Source organism: Streptomyces sp. NPDC045022 (assembly GCF_056432605.1).
This window is the reverse complement of sequence record NZ_JBWKIR010000009.1, coordinates 313625-330735: the sequence shown is the minus strand read 5'-3', so window position 1 is coordinate 330735 and position 17111 is coordinate 313625. Positions and strand designations below refer to the sequence as shown.

At 71.4% G+C, this 17111-nt stretch carries 16 protein-coding genes; 9 read left to right on the top strand and 7 right to left on the bottom strand.

The genetic code is table 11. The annotated features are described in order from the left end of the window. Positions 1 to 111: biotin carboxylase N-terminal domain-containing protein (locus AC07C1_RS19195; protein WP_311582598.1), on the bottom strand; the 111-nt coding region annotated here is incomplete at its 3' end. A 360-nt stretch (positions 112 to 471) separates the two neighbouring features. Here AC07C1_RS19195 and AC07C1_RS19190 point away from each other — a divergent pair. After that, positions 472 to 1056, top strand: coding sequence for a hypothetical protein (locus AC07C1_RS19190; RefSeq protein ID WP_478940408.1), 585 nt, complete (start codon positions 472 to 474; stop codon positions 1054 to 1056). Here AC07C1_RS19190 and AC07C1_RS19185 read toward each other — a convergent pair. From AC07C1_RS19185 to AC07C1_RS19170, 4 genes are all read right to left on the bottom strand, one after another. Then, entirely contained in the window at positions 1028 to 1645 is a 618-nt protein-coding gene (locus AC07C1_RS19185; protein WP_478940406.1) for a Maf family protein, read from the bottom strand. The two genes, AC07C1_RS19190 and AC07C1_RS19185, sit on opposite strands and share 29 nt — an antisense overlap. Before the next feature lie 33 nt (positions 1646 to 1678). Then, positions 1679 to 1807 carry a morphogenic membrane protein MmpB gene (gene mmpB, locus AC07C1_RS19180; RefSeq protein WP_454318482.1) on the bottom strand — a complete coding sequence of 43 codons (129 nt, stop codon included), beginning with the start codon at positions 1805 to 1807 and terminating at the stop codon, positions 1679 to 1681. 144 nt (positions 1808 to 1951) lie between these two features. Continuing rightward, complete coding sequence (locus tag AC07C1_RS19175; RefSeq protein ID WP_478940404.1) at positions 1952 to 2164, bottom strand: acyl-CoA carboxylase epsilon subunit; 213 nt, start codon at positions 2162 to 2164, stop codon at positions 1952 to 1954. 27 nt (positions 2165 to 2191) lie between these two features. Continuing rightward, positions 2192 to 3805 carry an acyl-CoA carboxylase subunit beta gene (locus AC07C1_RS19170; protein WP_478940402.1) on the bottom strand — a complete coding sequence of 538 codons (1614 nt, stop codon included), beginning with the start codon at positions 3803 to 3805 and terminating at the stop codon, positions 2192 to 2194. 110 nt (positions 3806 to 3915) lie between these two features. Here AC07C1_RS19170 and AC07C1_RS19165 point away from each other — a divergent pair, with 110 nt between their 5' ends. Further along, entirely contained in the window at positions 3916 to 4785 is an 870-nt protein-coding gene (locus tag AC07C1_RS19165) for a biotin--[acetyl-CoA-carboxylase] ligase (protein WP_478940401.1), read from the top strand. A gap of 283 nt (positions 4786 to 5068) precedes the next feature. Further along, a complete protein-coding gene (locus AC07C1_RS19160) occupies positions 5069 to 6214 on the top strand; it encodes an adenylate/guanylate cyclase domain-containing protein (protein WP_478940400.1) in 1146 nt (381 codons plus the stop codon). Between the two features lie 87 nt (positions 6215 to 6301). Here the strand turns inward: AC07C1_RS19160 and AC07C1_RS19155 are convergent, their stop codons facing one another. Then, complete coding sequence (locus tag AC07C1_RS19155) at positions 6302 to 6934, bottom strand: hypothetical protein (RefSeq protein WP_478940398.1); 633 nt, start codon at positions 6932 to 6934, stop codon at positions 6302 to 6304. Positions 6935 to 7124: 190 nt separating this feature from the next. Here AC07C1_RS19155 and AC07C1_RS19150 point away from each other — a divergent pair, with 190 nt between their 5' ends. The 3 genes from AC07C1_RS19150 (at position 7125) to hutH (ending at position 10911) form a co-directional block, all read left to right on the top strand. Further along, entirely contained in the window at positions 7125 to 7919 is a 795-nt protein-coding gene (locus AC07C1_RS19150; RefSeq protein WP_478940396.1) for an enoyl-CoA hydratase/isomerase family protein, read from the top strand. A 222-nt stretch (positions 7920 to 8141) separates the two neighbouring features. Continuing rightward, positions 8142 to 9284, top strand: coding sequence for a GGDEF domain-containing protein (locus AC07C1_RS19145; protein WP_478940394.1), 1143 nt, complete (start codon positions 8142 to 8144; stop codon positions 9282 to 9284). 88 nt (positions 9285 to 9372) lie between these two features. Further along, entirely contained in the window at positions 9373 to 10911 is a 1539-nt protein-coding gene (hutH, locus tag AC07C1_RS19140; protein WP_478940433.1) for a histidine ammonia-lyase, read from the top strand. Positions 10912 to 11187: 276 nt separating this feature from the next. Here the strand turns inward: hutH and AC07C1_RS19135 are convergent, their stop codons facing one another. Beyond that, positions 11188 to 11526, bottom strand: coding sequence for a hypothetical protein (locus AC07C1_RS19135; protein WP_478940392.1), 339 nt, complete (start codon positions 11524 to 11526; stop codon positions 11188 to 11190). A gap of 109 nt (positions 11527 to 11635) precedes the next feature. Here AC07C1_RS19135 and AC07C1_RS19130 point away from each other — a divergent pair, with 109 nt between their 5' ends. The 3 genes from AC07C1_RS19130 to AC07C1_RS19120 all read left to right on the top strand — a co-directional run bounded on the left by AC07C1_RS19130 (position 11636) and on the right by AC07C1_RS19120 (position 17087). Next, positions 11636 to 11977, top strand: coding sequence for a hypothetical protein (locus AC07C1_RS19130; protein ID WP_478940390.1), 342 nt, complete (start codon positions 11636 to 11638; stop codon positions 11975 to 11977). 202 nt (positions 11978 to 12179) lie between these two features. Continuing rightward, positions 12180 to 13439 carry a L,D-transpeptidase gene (locus tag AC07C1_RS19125; RefSeq protein ID WP_478940431.1) on the top strand — a complete coding sequence of 420 codons (1260 nt, stop codon included), beginning with the start codon at positions 12180 to 12182 and terminating at the stop codon, positions 13437 to 13439. A 408-nt stretch (positions 13440 to 13847) separates the two neighbouring features. Further along, positions 13848 to 17087, top strand: a complete 3240-nt coding sequence (locus AC07C1_RS19120) for a S8 family peptidase (RefSeq protein ID WP_478940429.1) — start codon at positions 13848 to 13850, stop codon at positions 17085 to 17087. The last annotated feature ends 24 nt before the right edge of the window (positions 17088 to 17111 follow it).

Sequence of the window (17111 nt, the reverse complement as noted above, 5' to 3'; positions counted from 1 at the left end):
GTCCCGGTCCGGGTCGGCGTAGACGGCCACGCTCGCGATCCCGGCGTCCCGACAGGCCCGGGCCACGCGGACAGCGATTTCGCCACGGTTGGCGATGAGCACCTTGCGCACGATTGAGGCTCCCTCCTTGAAACAAGCCGAGTTTAGGGACTGCCGACACGGCACTTCGACCCGTCCCCAATGGTGACCTTGCCCACACGGAGCGTGATTCGAGGCGCGCTCGACCCGCGAAAGCCCTAGTCGCACCTCGGTACGCAGGGCTCCTCCGGGAAACCCTAGCCCTGTCGTGTGGTCAAGGTCTCTGTGGTGGCGTGCTGCGGCCCACTCTGATTCTTTGTCGAGTCCCTACGAATGGCCCAATGATTCTTTGCTGCCGCGCGAACCCTTGTCCCCGGGTTTACCCGTTAGTAGCGTTCGCGATGGCTCGAACGTACCTGGGGTAACGGATCGCTGGAGAGTGGGTGGGTACCGGTGGTGCGCAGACCGGTGGCGTGGGTCGTGGCGGTCGTCCTCCTTGCCGAGGCGTTCGGCATCGCGGCCGTGAACTGGTTCCTCGGCGTGGTCGTCGACCGGCAGAAGATGTCCCTGGCCGGCCTCGACCCCGACGTCATGTCGACGTCCTCGAAGATCGGCGGCGTCGTCTTCGGCCTCTACTTCGCCCTGTGCGCCCTGGTGGCCCTGCTGGTCGCGATCCGCAACCGCGTCCCGGCCGGCTTCGGCCGCGTGCTGCTGATCAGCGCGGCGGTGGTGCACGGCCTGCTGGGCGCGTTCGCCTGGGGCCTGATCGGGTGGACCGCGTTCCTGTTCATGGTCGTGGTGCTCGCGCTGATCGTCCTGCTCCTGATGTCGTACGACCGTGCGGACGGCGCGGAGCAGGGGGCCACCGGCGGTGACGCGGCCGACGGCGGTGACCCCGAGGCGCGGACCGAGCCGCGGGACGCGGCCGGCGCGCCGCGGCGGCTTCCGGAGCAGCGCGGTGCGCCGCAGGACGGGGACGAGGAGCCGCAGGACTCCGTCCCCGCCCAGGTCACCCGGCCGGCTCCCACAACTCCGTGATGCCGACACCCAGTTCGGCGAGGAGCTTGCGCACCAGGGGCAGGCTGATGCCGATCACATTGCCGTGGTCGCCGTCGATGCCCTCGATGAACGGCGCCGAACGGCCGTCCAGGGTGAACGCCCCGGCGACGTGGAGCGGCTCCCCGGAGGCCACGTACGCGGCGATCTCCTCGTCGCTCGGCTCGCCGAACCGGACGACGGTGGAGGCGGTCGCCGAGACGTAGCGCTTGGCCTCCGTGTCCCAGACGCAGTGCCCCGTCTGGAGGACCCCGGCCCGCCCGCGCATCGCCTTCCAGCGGGCGGTGGCCTCCTCGGTGCCGGCGGGCTTGCCGAGCGCCTGTCCGTCCAGCTCCAGCACGGAGTCACAGCCGATCACCAGGGCGCCCTGCACCTCCGGCCGCGCCGCGACGACGGAGGCCTTGGCCTCGGCGAGGGCGAGCGCCAGCTCGGCCGGCGTGGGGGCGGTGACGGCGTCCTCGTCGACCCCGCTGACGATCACCTCGGGCGCGAGGCCGGCCTGCCGGAGCAGGCCGAGCCGGGCGGGGGACTGGGAGGCGAGCACGAGTCGCCTGCGGTGCTTGGCAGTCATGTGGTCAGGTTAGTCACGTGGCGCTGCCGGGACTCACCTCAGACCGATCACGATCATCGCCACGACCATGGCCAGGGCCATGAGAAGGCCGAGCCGCCGCAGCATCTCCTGCGTGTCGCGCAGTTCTTCGGGCGGCTCGTTCTCGGGGTCTGACCACAGCATGCTCCCCAGCGTGGGGCTTCGGCCGGGGAGGGCGCCTGAGTACCGCTACTCAGATCGGCGCCCGGTGCCGCGGTTGCGTGCGGGGTCCCCCGCGCCCCTGAGGCGGGGTGCGGGGGTTGCCCGCACCCCTGGGGCGGGATCCGCTCAGCTCGGCCAATAGGTGCGGGTCCAGGAGACCGCGCCCGGCCTGGGCAGGTGGGCGGAGGCGATGCGGGACGGGTCCGACCACGAATCCCGCGGGGCTGCCACGCCGGACGGCTGGGCTGCCGCCGCCGCCGCGGCGCGGGCGCGGACCACCGCCAGTGCGGCGGCCAGCTCCTCCGGGGTCGGATTGCCTCGTACGACCTTGATCGTCATGACGGCTTCCAATCGATCGGCCAGCCTCTAGAGGGGGATGTTGCCGTGCTTCTTCGGAGGCAGGGATTCCCGCTTGGTGCGCAGCTGACGCAGCCCCCGGACGATGTGGGCGCGGGTGTCCGACGGCATGATCACCGCGTCGATGTAGCCGCGTTCGGCCGCGACATAGGGGTTGAGGAGGGCGTCCTCGTACTCCTGGATCAGCCGGGCGCGCACCGCCTCGAGGTCCTCGCCGCTCGCCTCGGCCTCCGCGATGGTGCGGCGGTGCAGGATGTTGACCGCGCCCTGGGCGCCCATGACGGCGATCTGGGCGGTGGGCCAGGCGAGGTTGAGGTCGGCGCCCAGGTGCTTGGAGCCCATGACGTCGTAGGCGCCGCCGAAGGCCTTGCGGGTGATCACGGTGATCAGCGGGACGGTGGCCTCGGCGTAGGCGTAGATCAGCTTGGCGCCGCGCCGGATGATGCCCTCGTGTTCCTGGCCGACGCCGGGCAGGAAGCCCGGCACGTCCACGAAGGTCAGCACGGGGACGTTGAAGGCGTCGCAGGTGCGCACGAAGCGGGCGGCCTTCTCCGACGCGTCGATGTCGAGGCAGCCGGCGAACTGCATCGGCTGGTTGGCGACCACACCGACCGGCTGGCCCTCGACCCGGCCGAAGCCGGTGACGATGTTCGGCGCGAACAGCGCCTGCGTCTCGAAGAACTCGGCGTCGTCGAGGACGTGCTCGACCACCGTGCGGATGTCGTACGGCTGGTTCGCGCTGTCCGGGACGAGGGTGTCCAGCTCGCGGTCCTCGTCGGTGACGGTGAGGTCCGCCTCCTCGGGGAAGACCGGCGGCTCGGAGAGGTTGTTGGACGGCAGGTACGACAGCAGCTGCTTGACGTACTCGATGGCGTCCTTCTCGTCCCCGGCCATGTGGTGGGCCACGCCGGAGGTGGAGTTGTGGGTGCGGGCGCCGCCCAGCTCCTCGAAGCCGACGTCCTCGCCGGTGACGGTCTTGATGACGTCCGGGCCGGTGATGAACATGTGCGAGGTCTGGTCGACCATGACCGTGAAGTCGGTGATGGCCGGGGAGTAGACCGCGCCGCCCGCGCAGGGCCCGACGACCAGGCTGATCTGCGGAATCACGCCGGAGGCGTGGGTGTTGCGGCGGAAGATCTCGCCGTACGCGCCGAGGGAGGCGACGCCTTCCTGGATGCGGGCGCCGCCGGAGTCGTTGATGCCGATGACCGGGCAGCCGGTCTTCAGCGCGAAGTCCATGACCTTGACGATCTTCTGGCCGTAGACCTCGCCGAGCGCGCCGCCGAAGACGGTGAAGTCCTGGGAGAACACGGCGACGGGACGCCCGTCGACGGTTCCGTACCCGGTGACCACGCCGTCGCCGTAGGGGCGGTTCTTCTCCAGCCCGAAGTTGGTGGAGCGGTGCCGGGCGAACTCGTCCAGCTCGACGAACGACCCTTCGTCGAGCAGCAGTTCGATGCGCTCACGGGCCGTCAGCTTGCCCTTCGCGTGCTGTTTCTCGACGGCACGTTCGGAGCCGGCGTGCGTCGCCTCATGGATGCGCCGCTGGAGATCCGCGAGTTTGCCCGCGGTCGTGTGGATGTCGATCCCTTGGATCTCGTGACGCTCTTCCGGCTCGGACATCGGGATACGGCTCCCTGCCTGCTCAAAAGGGGGGACGGTTACTCATCCGTAGAGTAGTGGCGGCCCTACCGATCAGCACTGCGTCGTTTACCACACCTAGGGTGGCTTGCATGACGCCCCGAGATGCAGCAGACGACGACAACGGCAGCCGCTGGTCCGACCTCGACCGTCCGCCCCTGAACGCGGCCGCGCTCCGGCGGGCGCTGGTGCGCGAGGGCGGGCTCTGGTCGGCGCTGGAGGTCACCCGGCGCACCGGCTCCACCAACAACGACCTGGTGGCGCTGGCCGCGGCCGGCAAGGCGGCGGAGGGCGCGGTGCTGGTGGCCGAGGAGCAGACGGAAGGCCGGGGCCGCCTGGACCGCCGGTGGACGGCACCGCCGCGCTCCGGCCTCTTCTTCTCCGTGCTGCTGAAGCCGGCCGAGGTGCCGGTCGCGCGCTGGGGGTGGCTGCCGCTGCTGACGGGTGTGGCCGTGGCGACCGGTCTGTCCCGGGCCGCGGGTGTGGACACGGCACTCAAGTGGCCGAACGACCTGCTGGTGACCGTGGACGGGGAGGAGCGCAAGGCCGGGGGCATCCTGGCCGAGCGGGCCGGCCAGGACGGTGTGGTCGTCGGCGTCGGTGTCAACGTCACGCTGCGGTCCGAAGAGCTGCCGGTCCCGCAGGCGGCCTCGCTGGCGCTGGCCGGGGCGCGGGGCACGGACCGGGACCCGCTGCTGCGTGCCGTGCTGCGGTCGCTGGAGGACTGGTACGGGCGGTGGCGGGCGGCAGGGGGCGACCCGGGCGTCAGCGGTCTGCAGGACACCTACGCGGCGGGCTGCGCGACGCTCGGACGGGTGGTGCGGGCGGAACTGCCGGGGGAGCGGTCGATCGTGGGTGAGGCGGTCGCCCTGGACGGGGACGGGCGGCTGGTCATCGCCACGGCGGACGGGGTGCAGGAGCCGGTGGGAGCGGGCGACATCATTCACCTGCGCCCCGCGTGAGCCGCCCTGCTCCGGCGCCGGCCGGGGGCGGGTCGCGCACCCGCGCCGACAGGGCCGCCCGCAGTCGGGTCGCGCCCCCAAGGCGGGCGGGGAACCTCGCGACCAGCCACGATGGTGCTGTAGGTGTGGACCGCGCTCACGCACGGTCGGGTCACGGCGGTTCTCCTGAACCGGTACCGGGCAGTGGTCCCCGGCCCAACCCGGCGGAGTGAGCTGGCGCACACCTGCCGTAGAGTTGAGGCCGGTCGAAACCTGACCGTGGCAGATCGGAAGGGCAGCAGGCGTGACCGTCGACGACACGGGCTCCGGCGCGGGCGCGGACGGCCGGGTGGACCCTCCCCTCGATCGGGGGGACGCCCACGCCGCCGACACCGGCGAGGACCCGCTGGCCCTGCGTCTCGAACAGCTCATCCTGGGCGCCGAGCGCCGTTACACCCCGTTCCAGGCGGCCCGCAGCGCGGGTGTCTCCATGGAACTGGCCTCGCGGTTCTGGCGGGCCATGGGATTCGCCGACATCGGCCAGGCCAAGGCCCTCACCGAGGCCGACGTACTGGCCCTGCGCCGCCTCGCCGGTCTCGTGGAGGCGGGGCTGCTCAGCGAGGCCATGGCGGTGCAGGTGGCCCGGTCCACCGGGCAGACCACCGCCCGGTTGGCGGAGTGGCAGATCGATTCCTTCCTGGAGGGCCTGACCGAGCCCCCGGAGCCGGGGATGACCCGCACCGAGGTGACGTACCCGATCGTCGAGCTGCTCCTGCCCGAGCTGGAGGAGTTCCTGGTCTACGTCTGGCGCCGCCAGCTCGCCGCCTCTGCCGGCCGGGTCGTGCAGACCGGTGACGACGAGGAGATGGTCGACCGGCGGCTCGCCGTCGCCTTCGCCGACCTCGTCGGCTTCACCCGGCTGACCCGCCGCATGGAGGAGGAGGAACTCGGCGAGCTGGTCGAGGCCTTCGAGACGACCTGCGCCGACCTGGTGGCCGCGCGGGGCGGCCGGCTCATCAAGACCCTCGGCGACGAGGTGCTGTACGCGGCGGACGACGCCGGTACGGCCGCGGACATCGCGCTGCGGCTGGTCGAGACGCTGGCGAACGACGAGACGATGCCGGAGCTGCGGGTCGGCATGGCGTTCGGCACGGTGACCACCCGTATGGGTGATGTGTTCGGTACGACGGTGAACCTGGCGTCCCGGCTCACCTCGATAGCCCCTCGGGACGCCGTGCTGGTGGACAGCGCCTTCGCGGAGGAGCTGATCCGCACCGGCGAGGCGCCCGCCTCGGAGGCGGAGGCGGCCGAGGCCGCGGCGGCCGCCGAGAAGGAGGGCGAGGAGCCGCCGACGTACCGCTTCGCGCTCCAGCCGATGTGGCAGCGCCCGGTGCGTGGGCTCGGCGTGGTCGAGCCGTGGCTGCTCACCCGCCGCGACAACCGGGCCTAGGGCCTTTCGTCTGGATCATGCCGGATCAGGGAGCGGTGCCAGGCCCCGCGAGCCCGGCATGATCCAAACGAGAGGCCCTGGTTCCTCCTACCGGCCACGGGCGCCGGGGGTGTCCACGCACAGGGCGATCACCGGAAGGCACACTTCGCGCGGTTCGGGGTCCGCCCTGCTGTGGCTCGGCGTCGGGGCCGGAGTGTGCGTGGGCGTGGGGGTCGCCGGGGCCGGGCGCGGGACGGACGTCGTCGCCGGGGGCCGCGAGGTGGTGCCGCCGGGTGCGGACGGGGCGCCGGTCGGGATGGTGGTCGGGACGGCGGTGTCGCCGGACGGTGCCGCGGCGGGGCCCGAGGCGGCGGGGGCCGGGGTTCCGGTGCTCGCCGGCGCGAGGCTCCTGCCGCCCATGGCGGACGTCGCCGAGGGCAGCGCGGTGGGGACGGCGGCGGCGGTGGCGGCGGGGTCCGCCGAGCGGTTCGTGGCGCTGCCGCTCGGGTCGAACCGGGGCTCGGCCTCCGCCGTGCCCGGGGCGCCGACCCCGGCCTCCGGGGCGACCCGGACCAGGCTGAGGACCCCCGCGGCCAGGGCGAGGCCGCCGGCGGCGAGCAGCACCTTGCGGGGGCGGGGCTTGCGGTGGCGCCCGTGCCGTACGCCGGACGCACCGCCGTCGGCCCGTTCGTCCGGCTCGCTCTCCTGTTCCGTACGGGACCGTGCACGTATCGGTGTCATGGGTTCCCTCCCCGCCGCGCGCTCTGGGCGCGCCGTGGCGGAGGCACGTTATGCGGTCCTGTGGGCGGTGTGGGGGGAGACGGCCGGGATGTCACTCGAACGGGTGTAGCCCCCCTGGGCTTCCCGGGATCGGGTACGACTGCGATGATCGGGCCGGCAGTGAGTTAACCCGCGTTAACCGGAGGGTGTCATGAGCGAGGAGCGGCTCGGGGAGTTCGTGCTGGTGCGGCGGCACGGGCACGTGGCGGAGCTGGTGCTGGACCGGCCCAAGGCCATGAACGCGGTGTCCACGGAGATGGCCCGCTCGCTCGCGGGTGCGTGCACGGCGCTGGCCGCCGACCGGGAAGCGCGCGTGGTCGTGCTGACCTCCTCCCATGAGCGGGCGTTCTGCGTCGGGGCCGACCTGAAGGAGCGGAACTCCTTCACCGACGCGGACCTCGTACGGCAGCGGCCGGTGGCACGCGGGGCGTACACCGGGGTGCTGGAGCTGCCGATGCCGACGATCGCGGCGGTGCACGGCTTCGCGCTGGGGGGCGGGTTCGAGCTGGCGCTGTCCTGCGACCTGATCGTGGCCGACCGCACGGCCGTGGTGGGGCTGCCGGAGGTGTCGGTGGGCGTGATTCCGGGCGGTGGCGGTACGCAGCTGCTGCCGCGGCGGGTCGGGGCCGCGCGGGCCGCGGAGCTGATCTTCTCGGCGCGGCGGGTGGAGGCGGCGGAGGCGGCCGGGCTGGGGCTGGTGGACCAGGTGGTGGAGGAGGGCCGGGATCGCGAGGAGGCGCTGGCCCTGGGTGCCCGGATCGCGGCGAACTCGCCGGTCGGCCTGCGTGCCGCCAAGCGGGCGCTGCGGCTGGGGCACGGGCTGGATCTGCGGGCGGGGCTCGAGGTCGAGGACGCGGCGTGGCGGTCGGTGGCGTTCTCGGGGGACCGGGCGGAGGGGGTGGCGGCGTTCAACGAGAAGCGCGCGCCGCAGTGGCCGGGGGAGTAGCGAAACGAGCATTCCCGGCCGCCCCGCGCCGCGGCCGGCCGGGGGCGGGGTCGCCCACCGGAGCCGACCGGACACCGGCTGAGCGCCCGGAAGGGGCGCGGGGAACCGCGCGACCAGCGCGCGCGCCCGCACCCGGTTCCGTGGCCCGGAAAGCCGGTCCCCGGTCCACCTGATCGCCGCACCGATGTCCCGAATCACCCCATTCCTGCCTAGCCTGGAGTGATGGGCGAGGACAAGCGGTTCGTTGCCGTCGTGGCGCTGGCGCAGGGAATGGCGGCGGCGCACACGCCACGGGAGTCGTGGCAGGCCGCCGCGCTCGGCGCGTGCCGGGCACTGGACGGCAGCTTCGCGGCACTGTCGGTGTGGGAGCGGGAGCTGGGCCGGCTGCGGGTCCTCGTGAACGTGGGGGACAGGGCGGCGGACGAGGACGAGTTCCCGGAGGCCGAGACCTACCCGGTGCACCAGTTCCCGGAGATCACCGAGTTCCTGCACGAGCGGTGGGCCGGCGGCGGGGGCCCCAACGCCTGGGTGGAGACCGCCGGGGGGACGGCCGCCGGTACCCCCGGCTATTTTCACCAGCGGGTCGCCGCCCTGCGCCGCAGAGGCCGTGGTTGCTGCGTCGTCGCTCCCGTGGTGCTGCACGGCAGGGCCTGGGGTGAGCTGTACGTCGCCCGCGCGGTCGGGGAGCCCCTGTTCGGGCGGGCGGACGCCGACTTCGCCACCGTGCTGGCCGCGGTCGTCGCCGCCGGGCTCGCGCAGACGGAACGGCTGGAGGAGGCCCGTCGGCTCGCGTTCACCGACGCCCTCACCGGCCTCGCCAACCGCCGTGCCGTGGACGTACGCCTGGAGGAGGCCGTGGAGCGGCATCGTACGGAAGGCGTGGTCGTCAGCCTCGTCGTCTGTGATCTCAACGGGCTCAAGCGGGTCAACGACACCCTGGGACACGCCGTCGGCGACCGTCTCCTGGAGCGCTTCGGCTCGGTGCTCTCGCTGTGCGGGGCGATGGTGCCGGGCGCGCTGGCCGCACGGCTGGGCGGCGACGAGTTCTGTCTGCTCGCGGTCGGCCCGGCCGCCGACGACGTGGTGAAGGCCGCGGACGAACTGTGCCGCAGGGCGGCGGAGCTGGAGCTGGGGGAGGGGGTCGCGTGCGGGATGGCCTCGACCGGGGACCCGATCGGGCCGGTGCGCGACGCCCGGCGGCTGTTCCGGCTGGCGGACGCCGCGCAGTACCGGGCCAAGGCCGTGTGCGCGGACCGGCCGGTGGTGGCCGGCCGGGAGGGCCCGGACGATCCCGTCGTACGGTTGGCCGACGAACCGCCTGCCGCGCGCGCCGAGCGCCGCCGTTTCCGTGGGCGTCGCCCGTGAGGCGAAGCCCACACCGAGCGGTAAGGGTCACCCCCGCGTCCCACTAGTGACATCGCCGCATTCAATGCGTACGCTCCTGAATATGGATATGCACACTGTGGTGGTGGGGACGTCCGGTGTCACGGCGTCCGACGTTCTCGCCGTGGCGCGCGGCGGTGCCCGCATCGAGCTGTCGGCGCAGGCGGTGGCGGCCCTCGCGGCGGCCCGGGAGATCGTGGACGCGCTGGCGGCCAAGCCGGACCCCGTCTACGGCGTCTCCACCGGCTTCGGAGCCCTGGCGACCCGGCACATCAGCCAGGAGCTGCGCGCCCAGCTGCAGCGCAACATCGTCCGCTCGCACGCCGCCGGCATGGGCCCGCGGGTGGAGCGCGAGGTCGTCCGGGCCCTGATGTTCCTGCGCCTGAAGACCGTCTGCTCCGGGCACACCGGCGTCCGGCCCGAGGTCGCGCAGACCATGGCCGACGTGCTGAACGCCGGGATCACCCCGGTCGTGCACGAGTACGGCTCCCTCGGCTGCTCCGGTGACCTGGCCCCGCTGTCCCACTGCGCCCTCACGCTCATGGGCGAGGGCGACGCGGAGGGCCCCGACGGTGTCGTACGGCCCGCCGGTGAGCTGCTCGCCGCGCACGGCATCCAGCCCGTCGAGCTGCGCGAGAAGGAGGGCCTGGCCCTGCTCAACGGCACCGACGGCATGCTCGGCATGCTGGTGATGACCCTGGCCGACCTCGACACCCTCTACAAGTCCGCCGACGTCACCGCCGCCCTCAGCCTGGAGGCGCTGCTCGGCACGGACAAGGTGCTGGCCCCGGAACTGCACGCCATCCGCCCGCACCCGGGCCAGGGCGCCGCCGCCGCCAACATGCTCGCCGTGCTCAAGGGCTCGCAGCTCACCGGGCACCACCAGGACGACGCACCCCGCGTCCAGGACGCCTACTCGGTGCGCTGCGCCCCGCAGGTCGCCGGTGCCGGGCGCGACACCCTCGCACACGCCCGCCTCGTCGCCGAGCGGGAACTCGCCTCCGCCGTCGACAACCCGGTCGTGCTGCCCGACGGCCGCGTGGAGTCCAACGGCAACTTCCACGGCGCCCCGGTCGCCTACGTCCTGGACTTCCTCGCCATCGCCGCCGCCGACCTCGGCTCCATCGCCGAGCGCCGCACCGACCGGCTGCTGGACAAGAACCGCAGCCACGGCCTGCCGCCGTTCCTGGCCGACGACGCCGGCGTCGACTCCGGCCTGATGATCGCCCAGTACACGCAGGCCGCGCTGGTCAGCGAGATGAAGCGGCTCGCCGTACCGGCCTCCGCGGACTCCATCCCGTCCTCCGCCATGCAGGAGGACCACGTGTCCATGGGCTGGTCGGCCGCGCGCAAGCTGCGCACCGCCGTGGACAACCTCACCCGGATCATCGCCGTCGAGCTGTACGCGGCCACCCGCGCCATCGAGCTGCGCGAGGGCCTCACCCCGGCGCCCGCCTCGCAGGCCGTCATCGAGGCCGTACGGGCCGCCGGTGTGCAGGGCCCCGGTCCGGACCGGTTCCTGGCACCCGACCTGGCCGCCGCCGACGCTTTCGTGCGCGCCGGAGAGCTGGTGGCGGCCGTGGAGACGGTCACCGGGCCGCTGCAGTAGGGCGGCGGAGCGAGAAGGGGGCCTGCCGTCCGGCAGGCCCCTCTTGTTTCTGTCGCTACGTCACTTCAGCTTCGCCGACTGCGCCTTGACGACCTCCGGCGACACCGCGTAGGGCTGCTTGGAGATCATCGCGCCGATGTTCGTCGTGAAGTACGACGCCACGGTGTTCCCGTGCCGGACGACCTCGGCGTAGACGGGCGCCGTGCCCCCGTCCCGCCCGATGATCTCTTCATGCGCGAACTATGTGTGCGCCGTCAAAGGATCGGTCAAGAAAATTCAAAAGCCCAGGCGTTCGCGGCGTACCGAATACACCACGAAACCGGCACCCACGCCGAGGAAGAGGGTCCCGCCCACCACGTACGGCGTCGTGTCGGGGCTTCCCGTGTCGGCCAGTTCGGTGCCGTCCGCGGTCTCCCGCGCACTGCCGTCGGTCACCGCCGACACCGGCCGGGCCTGCTGGGTGACATGTGCCGCGGCGTACGCCGTGCCGGACCGCGTCGTCGTCTCTCTCGCCGGGGAGTCCTGCGACGCGTTCGCGGACGGGACGAACCACAGAGCGCAGAGCAGCGTGCCCGCGGCGGTGGCGGTCAGCAGCGGACGGCGAACGGATGACACGGAATATCGATCCCCTTGTGACGCTGGTGAATTGGCCGTGTGGAGCGATGTTAGTGAAAGTCGCGGGTCACAGGAAAGTCACGGGAGGTTTCGGTCGTACGCTCGCGCCATGAGTGCTGAAGAGACATCACGTTTTGTATGCCTTCGTGTGGAACTCGTCCTGGAGGTGACGGACGAGAACGCGGTGACCAAAGCGGCGCTGCGCCGGCTCGCCGCCGACGCGGAGCTGCCGCAGGAGGAGCGGACCCGGGCCGAGGGCGCTGTGACGGAAGACACCGCGGAGGGCCTCGCCTATCTCGTGGATCCGTTCGACCTGGTCAGCGAGGTGCCCGGGGTGGAGCTCCAGCAGGCGTCCTGGTCCAGCGAACGGATCGCCTACGACCCTGACTCGCCCGACTGGGATCTGGATGAGGATGATGGGGGGGACGACGAAGAGGGCGGCATCGGCTGAGCGGCCCGGGGCACCCATGACCCCGGACGGCAACCGCCGTCCGGGGTTTCGTCGTCTCAAGGGGCGCACGGACGACTTCCGTACCACCTCGCCTCGGCGGACGTGGCGTGGCCCACACCCGCGATCTATGTGGAACGGGATGGATCGGCCGTAGCGTTGAACGTTCTCACGGGGACCCGGGGTTTTCGCGAATTCGGCAATGATGGAGAAGTGTGTGATTACGGACAGTAAGCGACGCGGCCTGACGGTCGCGTCCGCACTGCTCGGTGGTGTGCTCGTGCTCACGGGCTGTTCCGGCAGCGGTGACGCCAAGGCGGCCGACAGCGGCGACACCTCGCAGGCCAAGGCCGACGAGGCGGCGGCCCAGAAGTCGTCCGAGGCGCAGATCGCGATCACGCCCAAGGACGGCTCCAACAACGCCTCCATCAACAACTCGGCCACCGTCAAGGTCGCCGAGGGCACCCTGACCGGCGTGACCATGACCTCCACCGACGGCAAGGCCGTCGCGGGCGCGCTGTCCGCCGACAAGACCAGCTGGAAGCCCAGCGTCCAGCTGCAGCGGTCGACCACCTACCGGATCGCCGCGGAGGCCAAGGACTCCGCCGGCCGGGTCGCCCACGAGAACGCCTCGTTCACCACGGTCTCCCCGGCCAACAGCTTCATAGGCAACTTCACGCCGGACAACGGCGCCACCGTGGGCGTGGGCATGCCCGTCTCGATCAACTTCGACAAGGCGATCACCAACAAGACCGCCGTCCAGAAGGGCATCACGGTCACCTCCAGCAGCGGCCAGGAGGTCGTGGGGCACTGGTTCAACGCCAACCGCATCGACTTCCGGCCGGAGACGTACTGGAAGGAGAACTCCACCGTCACGCTGAAGCTGGCCCTCGACGGTGTCGAGGGCGCGAGCGGTGTCTACGGCGTGCAGCAGAAGACGGTCACCTTCCAGATCGGCCGCAACCAGGTCTCCTACGTCGACGCGCAGACCAAGCAGATGAAGGTCACGCAGGACGGCAAGGTCGTCAAGACCATCCCGGTCTCCGCCGGTTCGCCGGAGAACAAGACGTACGCGGGCATCATGGTGATGTCCGAGAAGTTCAAGCAGACGCGCATGAACGGCGCGACCGTGGGCTTCACCGACGACGACGGCAAGGGCGAGTACGACATCAAGGACGTGCCGCACGCCATCCGCCTCACCAGCTCCGGCACCTTCCTGCACGGCAACTACTGGGGCGCGAAGTCCATCTTCGGCAGCGTCAACACCAGCCATGGCTGCGTGGGCCTGTCCGACACCAAGGGCGCGAAGGACCCGAACACGCCGGCCGCGTGGGTGTACGACCACTCGCTCCTCGGCGACGTCGTGGTCATCCAGCACACCGGTGACAAGACCGTCTCCCCGGACAACGGTCTCAACGGCTGGAACATGGACTGGGCGCAGTGGAAGGCCGGTTCGGCCGTCTGACGCCGCCTCCCGCACAGCCTCCCGATGCCGCCCCCAGGGGCGGCATCGGCGTTTTCCGCGGCACCGAAGTCCGTCGGCCCCGGCGAACGCCTCGCCCATCACCTGACGGCGTATAACACCCCTTGCCCGTCGCGCACTTCGCGATCCTGTAACGGTGTCCGGGCTGCCGCGTAACAGTTTCCGTACGCGCTTTCTCACTGTCCTCTCATCTATTGAGCCGTCTGATCACCCCCCGGCATACTGCGAGATCCGGGGGGTTGACGTGCATAGGTACGAAGCTGCCCCCGGCCGGGTGAACGGGGAATTCGCCCGGTACCTCATCTCCAGGGGGAGAACTTGCGCAGACAAGTGAAAAGAGCAGCTGCGGCCGGTGTGGCAACGGCCGCGGCCGTCGCCCTCGCAGCGGGAATGACCAGCCCGGCGTCGGCGAAACCCGCACACGCCCCGGCCGCTGCCTCCGCGCTCACCGCCAAGCACCACGTCACCCTCATCACCGGTGACCGGGTCGCCCTCGACGCCAAGGGCCGGGTCGTCGGCCTGGAGCGGGCCAAGGGACGCGAGCACATACCCTTCCAGGTACGCAAGGCCGCCGGACACACGCTGGTCGTCCCCGCCGACGCGGCCCACCTGGTCGCCTCCGGCAAGCTGGACCAGCGCCTGTTCGACGTCACCGAGCTGAACAAGGCCGCCACCCGCAAGGCCCAGAAGAACGGCCTGAAGGTCATCGTCGGCTACAGCGGCGCCGCCGCGGCCGCGAAGGCCGACGTCCGGGACGCGGGCGACCTGCGCCGCAGCCTGAAGGCGCTCAACGCGGACGCCGTGCGGACCCCGGTCGAGGACACCGCCGAGCTGTGGGACGCGGTCACCGACGGAGACAGGACCGCCGCCGGTATCGCGCACGTCTGGCTCGACGGCGTCCGCAAGGCCTCCCTCGACAAGTCCGTGCCGCAGATCGGCGCGCCGACCGCGTGGAAGGCCGGCTACACCGGCAAGGGCGTGAAGGTCGCCGTCCTCGACACGGGCGTGGACGCCACCCACCCGGACCTCAAGGACCAGGTGATCGACGCCAAGAACTTCACCGCCGCCGCCGACGCCACCGACCACTTCGGTCACGGCACGCACGTCGCCTCCATCGTGGCGGGCACCGGTGCCAAGTCGGGCGGCAAGTACAAGGGTGTCGCCCCCGACGCCAAGATCCTCAACGGCAAGGTCCTGGACGACACCGGCTCCGGTGACGACTCCGGAATCCTCGCCGGCATGGAGTGGGCGGCCTCCCAGGGCGCCTCCGTCATCAACCTGAGCCTCGGCGGCTACGACACCCCCGAGGTCGACCCGCTCGAGGCCGAGGTCAACAAGCTCTCCGCCGAGAAGGGCGTCCTGTTCGCGATCGCCGCGGGCAACGAGGGCCCCCAGTCGATCGGTTCGCCGGGCAGCGCGGACGCCGCGCTCACCGTCGGTGCCGTCGACAAGAAGGACAAGCTCGCGGACTTCTCCTCCACCGGTCCGCGGGCCGGAGACGGTGCCATCAAGCCGGACGTCACCGCGCCCGGCGTGGACATCACCGCCGCCGCGGCCAAGGGCAGCGTCATCGACCAGGAGGTCGGTGAGAAGCCCGAGGGCTACCTGACCATCTCCGGCACCTCGATGGCCACCCCGCACGTCGCGGGCGCCGCCGCGATCCTGAAGCAGGAGCACCCCGACTGGGGCTACACCGAGCTGAAGGGCGCCCTGACCGGTTCCACCAAGGGCGGCAAGTACACGCCGTTCCAGCAGGGCACGGGCCGCATCCAGGTCGACAAGGCGATCAAGCAGTCGATCGTCGCCGACCCGGTGTCGGTGGGCTTCGGGGTGCAGCAGTGGCCGCACACCGACGACAAGCCGGTCACCAAGAAGCTGACGTACCGCAACCTCGGTGACAAGGACCTCACACTCACCCTGGCCGAGACCGCCACCAACCCCAAGGGCGCCGCGGCCCCGTCCGGCTTCTTCAAGCTCGCCGCGACCACGGTGACCGTCCCGGCGCACGGCAAGGCCTCGGTCGGCTTCACGGTCAACACCAAGCTGGGCGGCACCGTCGACGGCGCCTACTCCGCGTACGTGACGGCGACGGGCGGCGGCCAGACGGTCCGCACGGCCGCCGCGGTCCAGCGCGAGGTGGAGTCGTACGACCTCACGCTGAAGTTCATCGGCCGCAACGGCAAGCCGGCCCCGTACTACGGCGCCGACGTCACCGGCGTGGCCGGCCTGGCCAACGGCGTCTGGCTGAACCCGTACGACAAGTCCGGCACGGTGAAGGTACGCGCGCCCAAGGGCACGTACATCCTCAACACCTCCATCTACCGTGACCCGGAGAACGCCGCCAAGGGCATCGACTGGATCGCCCAGCCGAAGCTGACCGTCTCCAAGAAGCAGACGATCACGATCGACGCGCGCAAGGCCAGGCCGGTGGACATCACCGTCCCCGGCTCGGGCCTGAAGGCGCAGTTCGCCTCGCCGGAGTACGACGTCACGCTCGGCAACGGCCAGTACGGCTACGGCTGGTTCCTGGACTCGTACAAGAACTTCCGCACCGCCCACGTGGGCCCGGCGCTGCCCGCCGGGACGCTGTACCAGCAGTGGGACGGCCACTGGAGCAAGGGCACGAACGAGGAGTACGACGTCACCTCGGGCGGCTCGGTCAAGCAGCTCGCCACCGGCTACACCAAGCACTACAAGGCGAGCGACCTGGCCACGGTCAAGGTCCGGCTCGGTGCCGCCGCGAGCGGCAAGACCGGCTCGGTCAGCGCCGTGGGCTGGCTGCCCGGCAGCTCCAGTGCCTCCTCCATCGGCATCAACCAGAAGCTGCCCGGCACCCGCACCCTGCACCTGTCCGCCAAGGGCGGTGTGACCTGGCAGCTGGAGTTCGAGCAGAACGGCGGCTTCGACCCGGACGGCTTCCCGGTCTCCGACGCCGGCTACGACCTGGGCCAGTTCGCCTTCAAGGCCGGCCAGACCTACACGAAGACGGTCAACACCGCGGTCTTCGGCCCGCACGTCTCCAAGGAACTCGGCCTCTTCCGCGACGGCAACGAGATCTTCGGTTCGCTGCCGCTGTTCGCCGACTCGGCCAAGCACGCCGGGTACTCGGAGTTCACCTCGGTGAACACGACCCTGTACCGCAACGGCACCAAGGTCGGCTCCAACGACGACCCGCTGTTCGGCGACAAGACCTTCAGGGTCCCGGCCGGTGACGCGGCCTACAGGCTGACCACCTCGGTCAAGCGGTCGGCGAAGGTCTCGCAGGCCTCCTCCCGGATCGACGCCACCTGGACCTTCCGGTCGAAGAAGCCGTCGAGCGACTTCGCCCAGCTCCCGGCCTCCGCCCTGCACTTCGGCGCCGTCACCGGCCTGGACAGCCGGGTCGCCGCCGGAAAGACGGTCACCTTCCCGGTCACCGTCGAGGGTTCGGCCGCGGGCGGCAACCTGAAGTCCCTCGCCGTCTACGTCTCCTACGACGGCACGACCTTCAAGAAGGTCGACGTCCGCAGCGGCAGGATCACCGTCAAGAACCCCGCGAAGGGCAAGTCCATCTCCTTCCGCGCCAAGATCGCCGACAAGAAGGGCAACACGTCGACGATCACGATCTACAACGCGTACTACGGCAAGTGAGCCGCCGTACCTGAGTAGGCCCTG